16 protein-coding genes are annotated in these 16,843 nt (G+C 36.8%); 3 read left to right on the top strand and 13 right to left on the bottom strand.

All coding sequences use genetic code 11. The features are described from left to right. Genes Q0L65_RS04850 through Q0L65_RS04835 form a run of 4 tightly spaced genes read right to left on the bottom strand, consistent with a single transcriptional unit; the run spans position 1 to position 2,983 of the window. A complete protein-coding gene (locus Q0L65_RS04850) occupies positions 1 to 492 on the bottom strand; it encodes a hypothetical protein (protein WP_296684100.1) in 492 nt (163 codons plus the stop codon). A gap of 18 nt (positions 493 to 510) precedes the next feature. Next, positions 511 to 1,278, bottom strand: a complete 768-nt coding sequence (locus Q0L65_RS04845) for a hypothetical protein (protein ID WP_296684099.1) — start codon at positions 1,276 to 1,278, stop codon at positions 511 to 513. Between the two features lie 35 nt (positions 1,279 to 1,313). Further along, positions 1,314 to 2,507, bottom strand: coding sequence for a serine hydrolase domain-containing protein (locus tag Q0L65_RS04840; protein WP_296684097.1), 1,194 nt, complete (start codon positions 2,505 to 2,507; stop codon positions 1,314 to 1,316). Between the two features lie 8 nt (positions 2,508 to 2,515). After that, entirely contained in the window at positions 2,516 to 2,983 is a 468-nt protein-coding gene (locus tag Q0L65_RS04835) for a DUF4440 domain-containing protein (RefSeq protein WP_296684096.1), read from the bottom strand. 380 nt (positions 2,984 to 3,363) lie between these two features. Between Q0L65_RS04835 and Q0L65_RS04830 the strand changes: the two genes are divergently transcribed. Both Q0L65_RS04830 and Q0L65_RS04825 read left to right on the top strand, forming a co-directional pair. Further along, positions 3,364 to 4,326, top strand: a complete 963-nt coding sequence (locus Q0L65_RS04830) for a helix-turn-helix domain-containing protein (RefSeq protein WP_296684094.1) — start codon at positions 3,364 to 3,366, stop codon at positions 4,324 to 4,326. Positions 4,327 to 4,336: 10 nt separating this feature from the next. Further along, positions 4,337 to 5,758, top strand: coding sequence for an amidohydrolase (locus Q0L65_RS04825; protein WP_296684093.1), 1,422 nt, complete (start codon positions 4,337 to 4,339; stop codon positions 5,756 to 5,758). Positions 5,759 to 5,766: 8 nt separating this feature from the next. Here the strand turns inward: Q0L65_RS04825 and Q0L65_RS04820 are convergent, their stop codons facing one another. The 7 genes from Q0L65_RS04820 to Q0L65_RS04790 all read right to left on the bottom strand — a co-directional run bounded on the left by Q0L65_RS04820 (position 5,767) and on the right by Q0L65_RS04790 (position 13,381). Then, the gene (locus Q0L65_RS04820) at positions 5,767 to 6,507 is read right to left on the bottom strand and encodes a DUF1080 domain-containing protein (protein ID WP_296684091.1); all 741 of its coding nucleotides are present in this window, start codon (positions 6,505 to 6,507) and stop codon (positions 5,767 to 5,769) included. 18 nt (positions 6,508 to 6,525) lie between these two features. Continuing rightward, on the bottom strand, positions 6,526 to 7,242 hold the full coding sequence (locus Q0L65_RS04815; RefSeq protein WP_296684089.1) for a hypothetical protein: 717 nt from the start codon (positions 7,240 to 7,242) through the stop codon (positions 6,526 to 6,528). Between the two features lie 7 nt (positions 7,243 to 7,249). Beyond that, entirely contained in the window at positions 7,250 to 11,266 is a 4,017-nt protein-coding gene (locus Q0L65_RS04810; protein WP_296684088.1) for a S8 family serine peptidase, read from the bottom strand. 159 nt (positions 11,267 to 11,425) lie between these two features. Then, positions 11,426 to 11,851, bottom strand: coding sequence for a hypothetical protein (locus tag Q0L65_RS04805; RefSeq protein ID WP_296684086.1), 426 nt, complete (start codon positions 11,849 to 11,851; stop codon positions 11,426 to 11,428). Continuing rightward, positions 11,848 to 12,516 carry a GNAT family N-acetyltransferase gene (locus tag Q0L65_RS04800; RefSeq protein WP_296684084.1) on the bottom strand — a complete coding sequence of 223 codons (669 nt, stop codon included), beginning with the start codon at positions 12,514 to 12,516 and terminating at the stop codon, positions 11,848 to 11,850. The genes Q0L65_RS04805 and Q0L65_RS04800 overlap by 4 nt, the downstream gene beginning before the upstream one ends. Beyond that, positions 12,500 to 12,817, bottom strand: coding sequence for an iron-sulfur cluster assembly accessory protein (locus tag Q0L65_RS04795; protein WP_296684081.1), 318 nt, complete (start codon positions 12,815 to 12,817; stop codon positions 12,500 to 12,502). The genes Q0L65_RS04800 and Q0L65_RS04795 overlap by 17 nt, the downstream gene beginning before the upstream one ends. Positions 12,818 to 12,826: 9 nt before the next feature. Beyond that, positions 12,827 to 13,381, bottom strand: coding sequence for a DapH/DapD/GlmU-related protein (locus tag Q0L65_RS04790; RefSeq protein WP_296684079.1), 555 nt, complete (start codon positions 13,379 to 13,381; stop codon positions 12,827 to 12,829). A gap of 70 nt (positions 13,382 to 13,451) precedes the next feature. On the opposite strand from Q0L65_RS04790, the gene Q0L65_RS04785 reads away from it, so the two are divergent. Then, entirely contained in the window at positions 13,452 to 13,976 is a 525-nt protein-coding gene (locus Q0L65_RS04785) for a GNAT family N-acetyltransferase (protein ID WP_296684077.1), read from the top strand. A 536-nt stretch (positions 13,977 to 14,512) separates the two neighbouring features. Here Q0L65_RS04785 and Q0L65_RS04780 read toward each other — a convergent pair. Together Q0L65_RS04780 and Q0L65_RS04775 are read right to left on the bottom strand one after the other, a co-directional pair. Beyond that, positions 14,513 to 15,919: a Gfo/Idh/MocA family oxidoreductase gene (locus Q0L65_RS04780; RefSeq protein ID WP_296684075.1), complete on the bottom strand. Its 1,407-nt coding sequence runs from the start codon at positions 15,917 to 15,919 to the stop codon at positions 14,513 to 14,515. Between the two features lie 526 nt (positions 15,920 to 16,445). After that, positions 16,446 to 16,843: hypothetical protein (locus tag Q0L65_RS04775; RefSeq protein WP_296684073.1), on the bottom strand; the 398-nt coding region annotated here is incomplete at its 5' end.

Here is a 16,843-nt window from a genome sequence, read left to right as displayed (position 1 = left end):
TTATTTAATAGCTTGTGCGTACTGTGTTATACTATTGATTTTCATGTTTAAATCAAACATGAACATTTCTGTTAATTCTTTTTTCCAAACGGTTCCGTCTTTACCTACTCGAGTTTCCGTAGCTACTACAATTACTCCTGACGAAGGGTCTGTGTCTTTAATCCGAATTGGAACAATTCCAATAATTTTCCAGTCTAATGATTTGAAACCAGCAAAAAATCCTTCCCAATCTTTTCCTGTTAGCACCTCTTTGTTGCCTTCTGAGTCAGTAAAAGTTACTTTGTCGGCACAAAAAGACATACACGTTTTGAAATCTATTTTATTATACGCTTCGTTTAATTTCATTATTGCTTCGGTTTCTCCTCTATTCGAAAAAACAAAAGGTCTGTTTTTAAATTTTGAAGCGGGGTCAAGGTATTTTCCGCCTTCTGTTTGTGCGTTCATTTGTGTCATTGATACCGCCATAGCGATAATAAAAAGTACTTTTTTCATGATTTTTGTGGGGTTTAATTATTTGGTTGATGCATCAACATACATCACTAGTTCATATATTGGAGACAATTCAAATCCGTTAGGAGTGATTGTACTCATTTTAGAATCTTTAACGATAGGTGCAAAACGCGTTTGACTCGATGGTCTGTATTGAATTTGGTCTAAAGCTTCCGATATTTTTGTAAATCCATCCCAGGTTAAAGCAGAAAACGGTACATCGTTACCTTGAGGGTATACCACTGTTTGTAGTCCCCAACCGTTTAATTTGAATCCATTTTTCTGTTCTTTTTCGAAAAATGGTTTCCAAAGATTCTTGTTTTCATCAACAAACGCTTGGATATTGGTTGGTTTTGCATAATTAACTACCACAAATTTCGGTTCTCCTTGAATTTGAGCCTCCGTTTTCATGATGTAAGTAGCAACAACTTTAGAAATAGAATTGGTTTCTATGGCTGCCAACTTCATGTCGGATAACACTTTTTCTGGATCGGCCCATCCGCTTTCCATTGTATCAAAATCAGCTACCGATTTAAAGTCGTTGACAAATAAATAGTTGGGTTTAGTTTCGGAGTCGCCAATAACACCGACTTTTTTCCACAAACTCCAAGCAAGCATTTTGCCTGATTTAATGTTTTCTTTGGCAATTTTTGACCAATATTGGGTTTCTCGTTTTACAAATTCGACTTCATTTTTCTCAGGTACATTTCTGTACTGTAAAAATTTGTACTGCGCTTGTGCTTGTTGTATTCCTAAAGCTAGAATGACAAATAAAATTACTTTTTTCATAAATGTGGGGTTTTTGGGTTAATTGTTATTATTAGTTATTTAGTTCCATACAAAATGGATTCTGATTTCATATACGCTGATTCTGTATGGATATTTGACCACGGTAGTGTATTAGAAAAAAACAATACTGCTTTCCCGTTTTTACGATCAATGCTAAAGAAAGTGTTGGCAATCCCAGACCAATACACTGTTCCGGGTTCTCTTATTCCTTTTCGACCTGTTTGATCTACTGCCCATCCTAAACCAAACTTATTAACCCCTACATTTTTAGCAGTTGGATTGGCTAGAAACGAATAATCTGGACTTGGATCTTCAAACACCGTAACAATTTCACCGATATTATTAGTAAACATCAAATCAAGAGTTGATTTTTTAAGAACTTGTTTGTCTTTCAAAGTACCATCGTTAAGAATGCATTGTATGAACTGTCCGTAATCGTGAAACGTGCTGAACAATCCACCACCTCCTTCATATTTAGTTGTTTTTAAGTCTTTGTATTGCCATTCTTTATCCAATACGAATTGATCCCCCTTCAATTGTCCAAACGAAGTAATTTCGCTTACTAATTCATCCGGAACACTAAAAAATGTTCTCGTCATTCCCAGTGGACCCGTAATATTTTCTTTGAAATAGACTTCCAGAGTTTGTCCGCTTATTTTTTCTACTATTTTACCTACCCAGTCAATATTAGTCCCATACTGCCATTTTTCTCCCGATTCAAAAACCCTAGGCAAGTCTTGGTATTTCCAATCGGCAGGTTTCACAAAATGATTCAATCGATTGTGCGTAAACGGATAGGCAAATCCAGCAGTATGTGTCAACAAATGACGTAAAGTAATGGATTTTGTAGCTTTAACTAACTTACCCTCCTTTGTCAAAATTGGAATCTCTGCCATCTCAGGCATTAAATTATCCAAGGGTTCGTCTAAAGTAATCTTCCCTTTTTCTACTAATTGCATAGCAGCCACAGAAGTTATTGCTTTAGTCATCGAATAAATTCTAAAAATATGGTTATCCGTTATGGGCTCTTTTCCTTCCCAAAGTTTATTCCCATGATGGTATTCATAGAAAAAACCGTTTTTGGTAAGTCCTCCAACAATGAAAGTAGGTAAGGGATTATTTTTTGAAATACTGTCCATCACTATGTTGTATGTTAGTGTTGGATTATGCTGCGCCTGTAAGCCTGAAAAACTAATACAGGCTACAAAAAGTAAAATATACTGTTTCATTCTACTTTTTATTTAGTCACTGGTAAATCAGAATTAAAAAGATCTCTGTGAATTTTCCATGTTCCGTTTTCATTTACCCAAACCACTAAGTATTTCCCTTTGTCTATAGCCGCTCCGTCTTTTGATTTAAAGTCAAACAATCCTTCTTCAGTAATTGAAGTTTCATTGCCCCAAACTTTCAAAGTAGTCAATTGAATGTTTGTAGCTCCTGCTCTCATGTTTTTAGCCCAAATTGATTGAATTGCTTTACGACCTTCGGTCGAAGGTTGATTGTATCCCATAAATTTGGCGTCTTCGGTATACGAATTGGCAAACCCAACCGAATCGTTTTTTGCTAATAATTCAACTAGATTTTGATTAGCCGCTTCGATTTCTTTTTTGGCATTTGCCAAATCGAATTGGGGTTTGGTTTCAGTTGCTTTGTTACAAGCAAATAACACTGCTGCTATCGCAATAGATAAAATGATTTTTTTCATAATGTGGGGTTTTTTGGTTCGATTTCAAAAGTAGCCTTCAAATGATTTAACACGAATGAATCCACATGTAAATCTGTTCCGTTTTAGCATTTGGGAACACTTTGCTGTTTTTAATAAACCTTTAAAAAATTTAAGTTGGCTTTCAAAAAAGACCTATATTCGCGGTAACACAACCTATTTATCAGCGTTTTATGGAATTGCTTACGCCGTTTTTTGGCATATTTACTTCATTCATTCTTTTTTATTATAGAAAAGACTTTAATCGCTCAAATTTATATTTAGCGCTGTTTTTTTTGTGTAGCAATCTTATTGTTTTGGTGTATTTTGGGTTGCATTTTACTAAAATCCCTTTTTGGGAGGGGGTGTTTTTCGTCAATTTCATGCCGCTGTCTTTTGTCATTGGACCGCTTTTATTTTACTATGTGAAATATGCCGTAGCCGAAAACAAAAACATCACTCCAAAAGATTATTGGCATTTGTTTCCCGCAGTAATAGTGATTATTTATAGCCTACCTTACACTACACTTCCTTTTTCAAAAAAAGTAGAAATTGCCCATCATATTCAGGCTGTAACTCAAGATTATGATTTTACTATTTCCTTTTTTTCATTAAAACAGCTGTTATTTATTAGACCTTTACATCTGCTTTTATATTGTGTAATTAGTTTGATTTATTTCAAACAAGAGGCTAAAAAAAGAATGGCTATTTATGGTCAATTGCCTGTTAATTATTCATTAGTTAAAAAATGGATTTATGTTTTGGTAGGGATACAATTATTCATTTCATTGTATTGTTTACTTGACTCCTATGCCGATTTTATTTTAAATGATTATGCGGGAATTATAAACCAAAAAAATTATTTCAGGTTTTTAGGCGCTGCCTTTTTTTGTCAAAATATAGTGCTGTTTTTGTTTCCTAAAATTCTATTCGACTCCATTTCTTATCCTGACGCATCTTTAGCAAAAAACAGAGCGGCACAATTAAAAAAAGGGAATACTCCTGAAATTAATCAAAACATTAATACCTTATTAGAAGATTATTTGTTGACATCTCCTTTTGTTTTACCTGGGTTTAACTTATCAAAGATGGCATTAGACATACAACTATCGGAGAGAATGTTGTCCAATTATTTTAACACTGAATTGAAAATTTCTTTTAGCGAATGGAAAAACAATCAACGAATTGATTATGCTTGCAAACTAATTGAGGAAGGAAAAGCAACTAAACTTACCGTTGAAGGCATTTCGCAAAATGTGGGGTTTTCTTCAAGATCAAAATTTATTGATGCTTTTAAAGAGCGCAAAGGTGTAGTGCCTTCAACGTATATCAAACAATTTAGTTAAACCATTTTTTATGAAAAAAGTACAACACTTACTATGTTTTTTACTGTTTTCAGGAATTGTTTTTGCACAAAAAACAGACAAAATCCTATCCGATTTAAATGCTAAAAAAGACTTCTACGGAACCATTGCGCAACAAATTTGGAGCTTTGCTGAAATGGGGTTTCAAGAAGAGAAAAGTGCGGCATTATTGCAACAAACTTTAAGTAACGAAGGATTCAAAATCAGTAAAAGTGTAGCGGGAATCCCTACGGCTTTTACAGCCGAATATGGCGAAGGACTGCCCGTAATCGGAATTTTAGGCGAATACGATGCCTTGCCCGGACTGTCGCAAGAAGCAGTGGCGGAGAAAAAGTCAGCAGGAAAATCGGCAGGACATGCTTGTGGGCATCATTTGTTTGGAACAGCCTCTACAGCTGCGGCAATAGAGGTGAAAAATTGGTTGAAAACCAACCATAAAAAAGGGACTATTCGCTTTTATGGTTGCCCTGCTGAAGAAGGAGGTTCGGGAAAAGTGTATTTAGTTCGCGAAGGCTTATTTAACGATGTAGATGCCGCTTTGCATTGGCATCCTAGTGACGCTAATGATGCCAATCCTGGGTCGGCTTTGGCCAATAAATCCGCTAAATTTAGATTCTATGGAATAGCCTCTCATGCTGGAATGGCCCCCGAAAAAGGACGCTCCGCTTTAGATGGTGTAGAAGCGATGGACATGATGGTAAACATGATGCGCGAACATATCCCTTCGGATGCACGTATTCATTATGTAATCACCAATGGTGGAAAAGCACCCAATGTAGTGCCTGATTTTGCCGAAGTCTATTACTATGTACGTCACAGCAACCGAAAAACAGTGCTCGAAATTTTTGATCGGATTACCAAGGCAGCCGAAGGAGCTGCCCTAGGAACAGGAACCAAAATGGAATACGAACTCATTGGCGGTACACATGAATTGCTTCCTAATACAACGCTCCAAAAAATGATGTATGTTAATTTGGTCAAAGTGGGCGGAGTTACTTATACCCAAGAGGAAAAAGAATTTGGAAACCAAATCATCCAATCCTTAGGAATTGAAAACGGTAGTTTGGAGAAAGCGAGTAGCATTCAACCCTACAAAATAATAGATCCTAGCTTTGGTTCAACAGATGTAGGCGATGTGAGTTTTACCGTTCCAACCGCAGGAATGAGTAGTGCTACTTGGGTTCCGGGAACTCCGGCTCATAGTTGGCAAGCCGTTGCTGCAGGCGGAACAGATATTGGAAACAAAGGCATGATGGTGGCTGCTAAAACTATTGCCTTAACAGCGATTGATTTGTTTTTAAACCCTACACAAATTTTGAAAGCCAAAGCAGAATTGGAAGAAAAAAGAGGAAAAGATTTCAAATACATTCCGCTTCTTGGTGACAGAAAACCTGCTTTGGATTATAGAAAATAACAGAAAAATTATTTGATTTCTTTGATTTTAATATTGCGTAAAGCCACGCCTTTTGCCCAATCTTGAAAGGCAATTTTCCCACGAACTGCTTTTCCAAAAGAAGGGAAGTTACCCAATTTGCTTCCTGCAATTAATTGTTTCCAACGCTCGGTTTTCATATCCTCGTGTCCGGTTTCAATTCCATTTAACCAAAAAGTAATGACACCGTTTTGTTGCAAAATTCGAGAACTATTCCATTGCCCTGAAGGTTTTGGTTGTACTTCGTTTAATAAAGGCGCCAAACTATACACACAACCCGCAGCGTGTTTGCCATCTAGGAGATAGTCTTTGGGCATATTGGCATTATCCAATAATTGGTATTCCGGACCTGTAGTCCAAGCGGTTGGAAATTCAGGGGCTTCTTGCACATTGATAAATACGCCACTATTTCCTGCTTCTGAAATTTTCCATTCAAAAGTAAAATCAAAATTCTCATATTGATTGTCCGAAACCAAGTCGCCTCGTTGTACTTTCTCCGTATTGGGATCGCAAACCAATTCACCATTTTTAACTGCCCAAGCCGATTTGGCATTTCCTTCGTTATACAAATGCCAGCCTTTAGTGGTTTGACCATCAAAAAGCAATTGCCAACCCTCTTGTTTTTGGGCTTCGGTTAGTGTATTTGCATTTGTTCTTTCTTGAGAATAGGCAACACATCCTACTGCACTAAAAAACAGGACACAAGCATTTGAAAACAGCTTCTTTTTCATGGTTTATGGTTTTTTTTCTTAATTGGTTTTAAAAGTATACACAACACTGGTAGATGTGTTGGTTCCATCGCTTGTTACGACCCTCCAATAATAAACAGTATTGGAGTTTACCGAAACTTCTTTGGTCTTAGCGGTCAGATTCTTATTAGCGTCTAGCGGAGTCTGTTTTCCATCAATAGTATCAAAATATAATGTATAGGTCAACGTACTCCCTTCTACATCGCTCGTTTCCCAAGTCAAAGTTACTTTGCCATTGGTCGGAGTAGTAACAACTCCTGGTAACGGACTCACTGCCGAAGCAGGAAAAGGCGCATAATTGGTCACTCCGTTACCTGCCAAATAAAATTTCCAAGTGTCGCTAACCGTGGTCGTTGTTCCTGTATTCTTAGCGGTTATAGTCCATGCATACGGGATTCCTCGGGTTAACGTTGCCGTGGCAGTCGTTGTTGCAATTCCTGTTTGAGTCACAACTTCCTGGTTATTTAAATTGGTGATCTTCAAATCATAACTTTGGGCATCCGAAGCACTATTCCAACTGAAAGTAACCGTACTTTGAGTCGTTGTAATGTTGGTTCCTTCCTCGCAAGTTCTTGCATTTGCTGGCGCTACTAAAACTGATTTTCCCGGAGCTTTAATTACTGGTACGGGAGTAGGAGTAGGTCCTGAATCTCCGCCACCACAAGACATTAAAAACACAAATGTAAAAACTGTTAATATACTATATCCTAGTTTCATGGGGCTGTTATTTTTTAATTATTTTAATGGTTTCGTCTAAGCGTATACTTTTTAAATGTAGGAAGTACAAACCACTGGCCAATTCATTTAAATCCAATTCGATAATTCTATTTTCAGGAATTGTTTTTACATCCGTAGCATACCTTTTGCCTGAAAGATCGGTTAATGTCAATACTACTTCTGGATCAGTCCCTGCGCAATACAAATTTAACTTGTCTTGCACCGGATTAGGAAAGAACACTACCTTTTCACTCACAAAAATAAGATCTTCAAATTGGCCTTGGCAATACAAATCGGTTGCAATTACAATCGTATTTTGTCCTGATGCTAAGTTCAGTGTAATCTGATTGGAAGTAATTGTTTGTGTACTTCCATTGAAGGTAACTGTATACTGTGTGGCTCCACTCAAGGTATAGGTTACCTCTTTACCCGAACTACTAATTTTATTAGTGACTGACAACACATTAGGCTCTGTTACTTTTATTGAATAACATTGAGAATAATTGGGTTTGGACTGAATGGTAATACATATTTCATAGGTTCCTGGTGCCAAATTTTGAAATTGGTTTTTAAAACTATTAGCCAAATTTAATTCAAAACCTGTTTGACCATTTATTGAAACGGTATAGGTGTAATTCGTATTGATTGCACTCACACTAATAGCTCCGTTTTGTTGACCAACGCAAGATGTAGCCGTTGCCATAACCGCGTAATTATTGGAAGGTAAGATAAAAATTTCACAACCATTAAAATCTACCGAAACTCCTGTTGGGGTGTTGGGACATAAATCGAGTTCATTGCGAATTCCATCTTGATCAGCATCGGAAATAACAGTGATTACAAAAGCTTTCTCAAAAGAAAGTCCTCCCGCATCGGTAACTCGAATTCGGATAGCATAACTAGACTTCGTTTGTGCATTAAACACAACTGCTGCCTTCAAATTGGCATTAGCAATAGTAAAACTAGCGTTGTCCGTACTGCCTGTACCGCTTACTAAAGTGTAGGTAAATGTATCATTTGTATCCGCATCTGTGGCAGATAACGTTCCAACAATTGCCCCAATCGCATTGTTATCATTGATTGTGGTCGCGCTTAAGATAATAGCCGTAGGTGGAACATACGGGTAGGCAAATGCCGCCGAACTCAGGCTACACGAATTTGTTACTACTACATTCCCTCCTGTAGCATTGGCAGGAAGGATCACAATCAATTTTGTATTGGTGGCGTTTGTAACTGTTGCCGAAATGCCGCCAATGGTAACTGTTGGGGTATTCCCTGTTAAAAAGTGGAGGCCGTTAATGGTTACAGTAGTTCCTGACGCAACAGTAATACTACTAATTGTAGGTGTTCCACCAATGGTGATGGTACCCGTAGCTGTGGCAGTATCGCAAGTGGATGCAATTTTTACCGAGTAGTTAAAAACTCCTGTTTGGGTAGTGGTACCGCTAACTGTTACTACACCAGAAGCCCAATTGCCCGTAATTCCTGTAGGCAAACCCGCGAAAACAGCTCCGGTAACCCCTGTTGTGGTATACGTGATGGGCGTTATAGCGGGACCACTACAAAGTGTTTGGTTGTTAGTCGTTGGACCTGAACTTAGTGTCAAAGTTGGTGTACCTGGAGTGGCTGTTCCATATACAACAGGTCGAATTCTTAAATTAAGAACCGAAGTCCAAGTGGTTCCATCACTAGAAACAACCGAACGATTACTGTTTGTGGCTTCTTGGCCTAAGCCAAAAGTATCTGTAGCAGCAGTAACCAACACTATGAAATAATCTGTAGCATTAGTAATAGGAATATTTAGGCTGCTTAGGTCTATATAATTCCAACTGTTTTTGGCAATGTAGGAAGGTGTTACTGCATACGATCCAATTAGCGTTCCTGGATTAGCGGCTGTTACTGTTCGTACTTCAATCGTACACTGACTTAGGGTTTGGTTGCGAACGGTCTTGAAGTATACGCCTCCTAACTGACCGTTGGAGGTAGCAGTAAATCGGATAGCCGCTCTTTTACCACTCAAATTGTAGGTATAATTAGCAGTACTCCCATAGGATTGTTCGTAATTGTAAGTAGTTCTTGTTAAAGGTTGGCAATACGAAAAACTGGAAGCCGCTTTGAACACATCTATTTTACCACTACCCCAAGTATTATTATCTGTTGCTCCTGTAAAAGAATCTTTTGTAGCCGTAGTTGTAATGGCATTTTTAATTTCAGTGAAGGTTGCTGTGGGTTTCTTTTGCAATAATAATGCAACACATCCTGCAACTGCTGGTGAAGCCATACTAGTTCCCTGTTCTACTCGGTACAAACCGTTGACCACCATATAGGGCGAACTGTTCGCTAATCCCGAATCAGAAGACAAGCAAGAAACAACCGCTTGACCATTCGCAGTAATATTGGGTTTTTGAACATTATCTCTTCGTGGACCAATAGAACTGAACCCTGCAATATCATCTTGAATGCCGCTTGTATAATTGTATCCGGCATACCCCGTAGATGTCCCCCCATACCAATCAATCTTTGCCATATATGCCCCTACAGTGATGGCTTTGGTGGCTGACGCTGGTGTACCTACTAAATAATTACTATCACCTCCCGTTAGCGTTATGCCTGAAAAATCATCGCCTTTAGTATCTAACCAACCGTCAACTGTTAATGAATTGGTGGAAGCATTGGCAATAGTAATGCCCCACAAACCTGCTACATCAGTGGATGTCGTTGTTCTTGTCACATACACTTGTACTTTTCGGTCACCACTTTCGGGATCAATAAAATTAGACATATACACTTTGCCTTTACCGCTCATCACTGAGGTTCCACTATTAGACAAAGAAGTAGCTTGGGTACCATCAGGAGCTGTAACCGTTACTGTAACAGCACTGGTATCATTGGCATAAGCCGTAAATTGAAAAACATCTTGTGACACCGTAGTGGTGGTGGTAGGCACTTGTAAATCAATACTTGCCGAACTTCCCACCGCAATAGCGAGTTGCTTGTGAATGTTATCCCCGTTTTCATTTCCTGAAGCGACTACTACTATTCGACCCGCCGCAGTATCTGTAAAATTATCTATAGCTAGTTCCAAAGGATCTGTTCCGTCATGCGCTCCTGTTTGCGAACCCAAACTCATGTTCACCACAATGGGCTTGCCCAAACTAGTGGATAGGTTTTTCAAATAATCTAAAGCAATAATAATATTTGAAGTGTCAAAGGAGCCATCTCCTGCTTTTATAATTACAATATCAGCATTGGGAGCTAAACCAGAATACTTTGTGCTTAAAGCCGCTCCGTTTCCTACAGCTGTTCCCGCTACGTGTGTGCCGTGTCCATCTGTGTCTTTTTCGCGCACAAAGCCAGCAGGACTGCCGTCAATCTCATCATTAATCTGAGCTTGGGTATATTCTACTCCAAAACTGAATCCTACTGGAGCTGCTTCACCTGTTGTTGGTGTTAACGTTTGATCCCAAATTCTCAAAATTCTACTTTTAGTTTGGTCTGAAGCACTTCTAAAATCAGGGTGATCCCAATCAATTCCTGTATCAATAATAGCCACAATCACACCATCTCCTTTGTAAGTGGTGTTGTCCAATTTTCCAGCATGCAAAAGGGAAGCTCCTGTTGTGGCTACAGAAATATCATTATTTTTCTTTAGAAACTTAGGCGTGTCTACAAAATCCACTTCGGCCAAAGCCGACACTTTCGAAATTTGATCTAAACTAAGCCAAGCGGTAACAAAGGTGTTGTGACTGCTTTGAATAGAAATTCCATTCGCTCGAAGCACCTCGGGTGATTTGGTATAAATAATACAATTGTATCCCGATTCATTGATACCTGTGATTCGATTTTGTCTTTTGGAGACTAATTTATTGAATAAAGAAGGTATAGGAATTGTTTGATTTTTATTGAGTTGGCGTTCTTTCAAATACCGAAAAGCAGGGGCTAATTTCTCATTATTTTGTCCGAATAAAACCGACGCTAAAAACAAAAAAACGCAACTGAAAAAAAAGTTTTTACTTGTAAACATCCTTAAATGGTCTAAGATCATACCCAATAGTGAAGTATAATAAATAGTAAATTTACAGCATTTTTATCAGATTCTGTTATAGAATCCTAAAAACAAAAAGATAGATTATTATTTATTTCGAGATTGTATTCGAATATAATTCGTGGTCTTACCATAACATCACAACTTGGCAACATACTTCCTGAACGAAGGTTTAAACTTATCGTAATTCTCAAGCTTTTCAAACCACTTAGCATGCAGCTGGCTTTCAGACTGGATGATGACAGCCCAAGTTTTCATTAACTCTTTATCTTGTTTATCAAAAACGGTTTCGCAAAAATTCCAACACATAAAGGCATACAACTCATATTTAATTTTTTGATCTCCACTAAAAGCCATTTCATACTGTTGTGTTAGTTCAAAATTTCTAAAAGAAGGATTATCCATTGCTATTTTCAACAACTCCATATAAGTCGAATCAAAAACATCATACGAATTGGTCGTTTTGTCTCTAAACCAAAAGATAACATATAATAAAATAGCAACAGCTGCCAATAAGGTAGCAACAGAGTCTACTAATAAACTCCAAAATTCAATTGTAGTCATGGTAACGGGGTATTGGTTAGTTCAATTTGTTCCGGTATTTTATCAAGTAAGGAGATTAGAACTGGGTCATTCGATTCTTTTTCATAAATTTCAAGATACAATCGTTGAATTAAATCTTTAATACTTTCTTTTTCTAGAATTTCTCTGGGAGGTTTAGGAGCTATCATCAATACCATTTCTGTAGATGCAGTACCATCCAAAGAAGGTAAAATATAAGTAACATTAGACAGTAAATAAGCACCGTTACGTATATAAAACTGAATTCTTTTTTTGCGCTGCTCTTTATTGGAACCAAATTGAAAATGCTCTGCCTCTAGTAGTAAAAATTGTTTGTTTTTGATTGTCATTTGTGCCAAAAATTGGAAAAATTGAGTGCCAAATTCTAAACCTCTACAATTATTTTTAACTGCTAAATAATCCAATAATACAAAAGGGGAATTCTTAAAATCCCACAACAAGGCCATTGCGACTACTTGCTCTTTTACAATCCCAACAAACAACTGAGATTGACCGCTTTTTACCCGCTCAATGACAGTAACCATAGACTGACGCTCACTAGACGGAAAAGCTTCATTATAAATAGCCATTGCCTCTTGGAAACGGCTGCTGTTACAATCTTGGATATGTTGGTAATCAATTGCCAAAATCTTAGTCTTTTTGGGCATTAGGATTAGATATAACCAAAGAAGGTGTGCCATCTTGCAGGAGACAATCCACTATAGCACCATTCAAATATTGAATACTCATGCTATCAACTACAACGTCGAAATCATTTTCCTGAACTTTATAATTCAAAACCAAATCATCTTCATTGATCTCATTATCAATGGTACACGAATATTGATATCCGTTGGCGTGACTTAATTCAATATACAATCGGAATTTTGCATCCAGTAAGTTCTCTGCTTTTAAAATTTCTATGATTTGAATTTTAGCAGCTTCTGTAATAGTAATCGAAATTTCCATAATCGAGAGCTATATAATATTTTTAATAAATTGTGCAGGAATACCCCCTACAATTGTGTTATCGGGAACATTTTTTGTAACAACTGCTCCTGCTGCAACAATCGAATTTTGACCAATTGTAACCCCTGGCAATACTGTAGCTCCAGCACCTATCCAAGCATTTTGCTTAATTACCACTTTAGCTAAATCCAATGATTTTCGATTAGCAGGGTCAATAGGGTGATTTTCAGTTATTATGTTGACTTTAGGGCCAATCAAAACATCATCCTCAATAATTATTCCGCCCAAGTCTAGAAAAGAACACCCGTGATTAATGAAAACATTTTTACCAAGACGGATGTGTTTCCCAAAATTAGTATGAAAAGGGACAAAAACAATAGTGCTTGAGTCAATGGAACTCCCAATAATTTTACTAAGTTGTTCTCTAATTTGATTGGTATTGGTAGCTCTATTCAAAACCGAAGACAAAGCAATGGTTTGCGAAACTATTTTCCAAAGTTGCGGTAATTCGGGGTCATTTTTATCAATAATTCCTCCTGCTAACATCTTGCTAAAAATATCCATATACTATTTCTGTTCTATTTAATTTCGTTCGATAAATATAGGGAATTAATTAAATTCTATCTTTGTTACTATGAATCGTATTGAAATTACCAAAATATCCCTTGAACAATTAGTTCAATTACAAGAAATAGGTCGTCTAACCTTTGCAGAAACATTCTCTTCTACCAATTCAGAAGAGAATATGAAAACGTATTTAGAGGAAGGATTCTCTATAGAAAAACTCACTGCCGAATTACAAAATCCAGCATCTGAATTCTATTTTGCCACACTAAACGAGGTGGTTATTGGCTATTTAAAAATTAACTTCGGACAGGCACAAACAGAAGTACAAGAAGGCAATTCTCTTGAAATAGAGCGTATTTATGTTTTGCAAGACTTCCACGGGAAAAAAGTAGGGCAATTGCTGTACGAAAAAGCCATTCAAATCGCTAAAAACAAAAAAGTAGCCTTTGTATGGTTAGGCGTTTGGGAAGAAAATCATCGAGCCATTCAGTTTTACACCAAAAACGGATTTGTGGCTTTTGACCAACATATTTTCAGACTTGGCGACGACGAGCAAACGGATATTATGATGAAATTGAAAATCGTAGATTAAATAATTTTAGATTGTTGAATAACGATTTTTGATGGAAAACGTATTACGAAGTCTAGACGTTGCCCTCTCCAAAGGAACTAGGAGTGTGTATTTTTATTTACGAAGTACGATATAGAGCGCAGATTGTAGAAATTCGGAAAATCTTATATGCTCTTCTATTGAGCGAAGCAACACTCTTATATTACCTTATATGACTTATATGATTATCAATTTACGAGGTACGATATACGATTTACGATTTACGATATACGATATACGATTTACGATATACGAAGTGGAACGCAGATATTAGAAATTCGAGAAATCAAAAAATTTAACCACATAGAAACATAGACTGAAAATGCAGCTAAAAAGAAGGGATAGAAATAGCCCTATTTTTCACATAGCTATGTGAAAAGTGAAACGTCTATCTCATACTTTCAAAGCTATCCTTTCTATGTATCTATGTGGTGAAAAAATCTCCTACTATATACTTTGTAAAAAAATGATTTTAGATTATTGAATAATAATCTTGATTTTTGACAAGAATTATCCCTCTATTTGTCGCTTTTAATTCGTTTAGGCATCGGCTTTAAGTCTGTTAAAGCGCTAATTTTAATTGGACTATCCGACTCTATACTTTTTCTAGCGGCAATCCCAATCAAAACGGACATAATTCCGTCTCTAATTCCAGCTGAACGTCCGTACGGATCTTCTATATCTGGCGTTTTAAATATCTTATCATGCAAACGCGAATCTCCACCTCCATGGCCTCCTTTTTCAGTTGGAACGACTACCGTTTCATACTCTTTCCATAATTTATGGACGATGATAGTTTCGGCACTAGCCTCTTCTAAAGCATTTTGCTCCATTTCCTTGGCATGTAATTCTTCTTGGCTCAACACGGCTTTTTTATCATATGGAATGTCCAAAGAAGCTTCTATTCTACCTTCAGTCCCATTAAAGGCAATGCGCCAACCCTCGTAAGGTGAATACGTAGTTAATGAATAATTTACACTTACATTATTCGCATATTTAATTTGAGCTGACATTTTATCGTAGATATCGATTTCATTTCTGAAAAGACAGTTGTCTCGAATGTAACCATCGTGTTTTTCGTTGGCAACATAGAAATCCATCATCTGTTTGTCTTTGGTGATATCAAAATAATACGCACAATTCGATTTATGATCACAACTACGACAATTGGCACCTCGGAAAGGGCCATTCGCCCCATAATGTTCTAAGTCGCCATACGCAAAAACTTCGGTGGGATCTGAGTCAATCCACCAATTTAAAAGGTCAAAATGATGGGTTGCTTTGTGTACCCAAAGGGAACCTCCTTTCGCTTTTTGACCGTGCCATCTCCTAAAATAAGAAGCGCCATGATAGGTATTTAAATACCAATGAAAATCTACAGAGGTGATTTTACCAATTGTATTATTCGTTAATAGTTCTTTGATTTTAGTGGCATACGGACTCCAACGGTAGTTGAATCCTACGATTAGGTTTTTACCTGATTTTCGCTCGGCATCTAAAATGGCTTGAGCTTTAGTTTCGTCAGTAGTTAGCGGTTTTTCTGTAAGTACATCATAACCCGCCTCCAAACCTTTTATTATAAATTGGTGGTGCGTAGCATCTACTGTAGTTACAATGATTAAATCCGGTTTCGTTTTAGACAACATTTCGTCAAAATCTACAAATGTAGGACAGTTAACTCCTATGTATTTTTTGGCATATTGAAGTCGGCCAGGATTAATATCACTAAGTCCAACAAATTCTAAAATATCGGAATACTGTTCAACCAATCGCTTTCCCCAAAAGCTTGATCCACGAACTCCCGTTCCAACAAGAACGACTCTCAGTTTTTTAGAATTATCAAAAGAAAAAGCATTCATAGGAAACGCGGTATAAGCCGCTAACATACTTATTGAAGTTAAAAATTGTCTTCGAGAATTTTCCATATTTACAAGTTTTATTTCAAATTAATTAATTGATTTTTACCTCTTTTAATTCATTCGAATAGTGGTTAGTTCTCTCAAATATACTTCTTTTTTTATTTTAGTGTTAATTTTACATTTATTTTATTTGAAAAAAGGAGAGAAATACAACTTTTGGCTTTAGATATACGAGTTACGAAGTGGAATGCAGATTGGAGAAATTCGGGAAATTGGAAAAGTATTAATTAACTACTTTGTAGGTGAATTTTCTAGTTTGAATGTCATTTTGATGAAAATCCAAACACAAATCGAAGTTGTGGGTAAATCCAATATAGAATTTCCCTAATTGTTGTGAATATAGAATGTAAACAATATTTTCTAAGTACTAAAAACAAAAAAGTCCAACATTTCTGCTGGACTTTTGCTCCCCTTTCCGACGAAAGATGCAGCTATAATGCGATGATTGAGTTTGTGACTATTAGGAAATTGAAGGGTTGAACTTTGTACAATTTTGCAGGAGGTTCATTTCTATTAGCAAAAATCGTACTAATTAATTCTTAAAATCAAGACTACCACAGGGAACCGTTACAACATCTGTACCGGCTGTAATCTTGTAAAATAGTGTTTTGTCTTTTAATATATATTCTGCCCTAACCGGCCACTTTGTTTTATGGATGAAAATTGCGCTGTAAAATAAATAATTATTGAATGGTGAAATTCTATTATTCAAATCCTTTAATTGATTTGATTCATTATTTAAAAGAGTTGTTACACCTGTAAGACCATAATCGAACTCCTGCACTTTGTCAATTGTCATATTTGACTTTGTAAAGGCAACTTTAGCGTACGATTCTTCAGATTTAAAAGAAATGATTGTCGGAAATTTAATTTTTAAATCCAGAGGCGATGTTGCTTCATTACGTACATTAGTCCAAAAAATGAAATAAT

It is taken from the genome of Flavobacterium sp. (assembly GCF_024642105.1).
In the GTDB taxonomy this organism is placed as follows: domain Bacteria; phylum Bacteroidota; class Bacteroidia; order Flavobacteriales; family Flavobacteriaceae; genus Flavobacterium.
The sequence above is the reverse complement of the archived record's forward strand: the minus strand, read 5'-3'. Positions and strand labels throughout refer to the sequence as shown.

What these genes read in the sequence shown, in the direction of transcription:
- Q0L65_RS04850 (WP_296684100.1), bottom strand. Translation starts at nt 492, where the DNA reads ATGAAAAAAGTACTTTTTATTATCGCTATGGCGGTATCAATGACACAA.
- Q0L65_RS04845 (WP_296684099.1), bottom strand. Translation starts at nt 1,278, where the DNA reads ATGAAAAAAGTAATTTTATTTGTCATTCTAGCTTTAGGAATACAACAA.
- Q0L65_RS04840 (WP_296684097.1), bottom strand. Translation starts at nt 2,507, where the DNA reads ATGAAACAGTATATTTTACTTTTTGTAGCCTGTATTAGTTTTTCAGGC.
- Q0L65_RS04835 (WP_296684096.1), bottom strand. Translation starts at nt 2,983, where the DNA reads ATGAAAAAAATCATTTTATCTATTGCGATAGCAGCAGTGTTATTTGCT.
- Q0L65_RS04830 (WP_296684094.1), top strand. Translation starts at nt 3,364, where the DNA reads ATGCCGCTGTCTTTTGTCATTGGACCGCTTTTATTTTACTATGTGAAA.
- Q0L65_RS04825 (WP_296684093.1), top strand. Translation starts at nt 4,337, where the DNA reads ATGAAAAAAGTACAACACTTACTATGTTTTTTACTGTTTTCAGGAATT.
- Q0L65_RS04820 (WP_296684091.1), bottom strand. Translation starts at nt 6,507, where the DNA reads ATGAAAAAGAAGCTGTTTTCAAATGCTTGTGTCCTGTTTTTTAGTGCA.
- Q0L65_RS04815 (WP_296684089.1), bottom strand. Translation starts at nt 7,242, where the DNA reads ATGAAACTAGGATATAGTATATTAACAGTTTTTACATTTGTGTTTTTA.
- Q0L65_RS04810 (WP_296684088.1), bottom strand. Translation starts at nt 11,266, where the DNA reads ATGTTTACAAGTAAAAACTTTTTTTTCAGTTGCGTTTTTTTGTTTTTA.
- Q0L65_RS04805 (WP_296684086.1), bottom strand. Translation starts at nt 11,851, where the DNA reads ATGACTACAATTGAATTTTGGAGTTTATTAGTAGACTCTGTTGCTACC.
- Q0L65_RS04800 (WP_296684084.1), bottom strand. Translation starts at nt 12,516, where the DNA reads ATGCCCAAAAAGACTAAGATTTTGGCAATTGATTACCAACATATCCAA.
- Q0L65_RS04795 (WP_296684081.1), bottom strand. Translation starts at nt 12,817, where the DNA reads ATGGAAATTTCGATTACTATTACAGAAGCTGCTAAAATTCAAATCATA.
- Q0L65_RS04790 (WP_296684079.1), bottom strand. Translation starts at nt 13,381, where the DNA reads ATGGATATTTTTAGCAAGATGTTAGCAGGAGGAATTATTGATAAAAAT.
- Q0L65_RS04785 (WP_296684077.1), top strand. Translation starts at nt 13,452, where the DNA reads ATGAATCGTATTGAAATTACCAAAATATCCCTTGAACAATTAGTTCAA.
- Q0L65_RS04780 (WP_296684075.1), bottom strand. Translation starts at nt 15,919, where the DNA reads ATGGAAAATTCTCGAAGACAATTTTTAACTTCAATAAGTATGTTAGCG.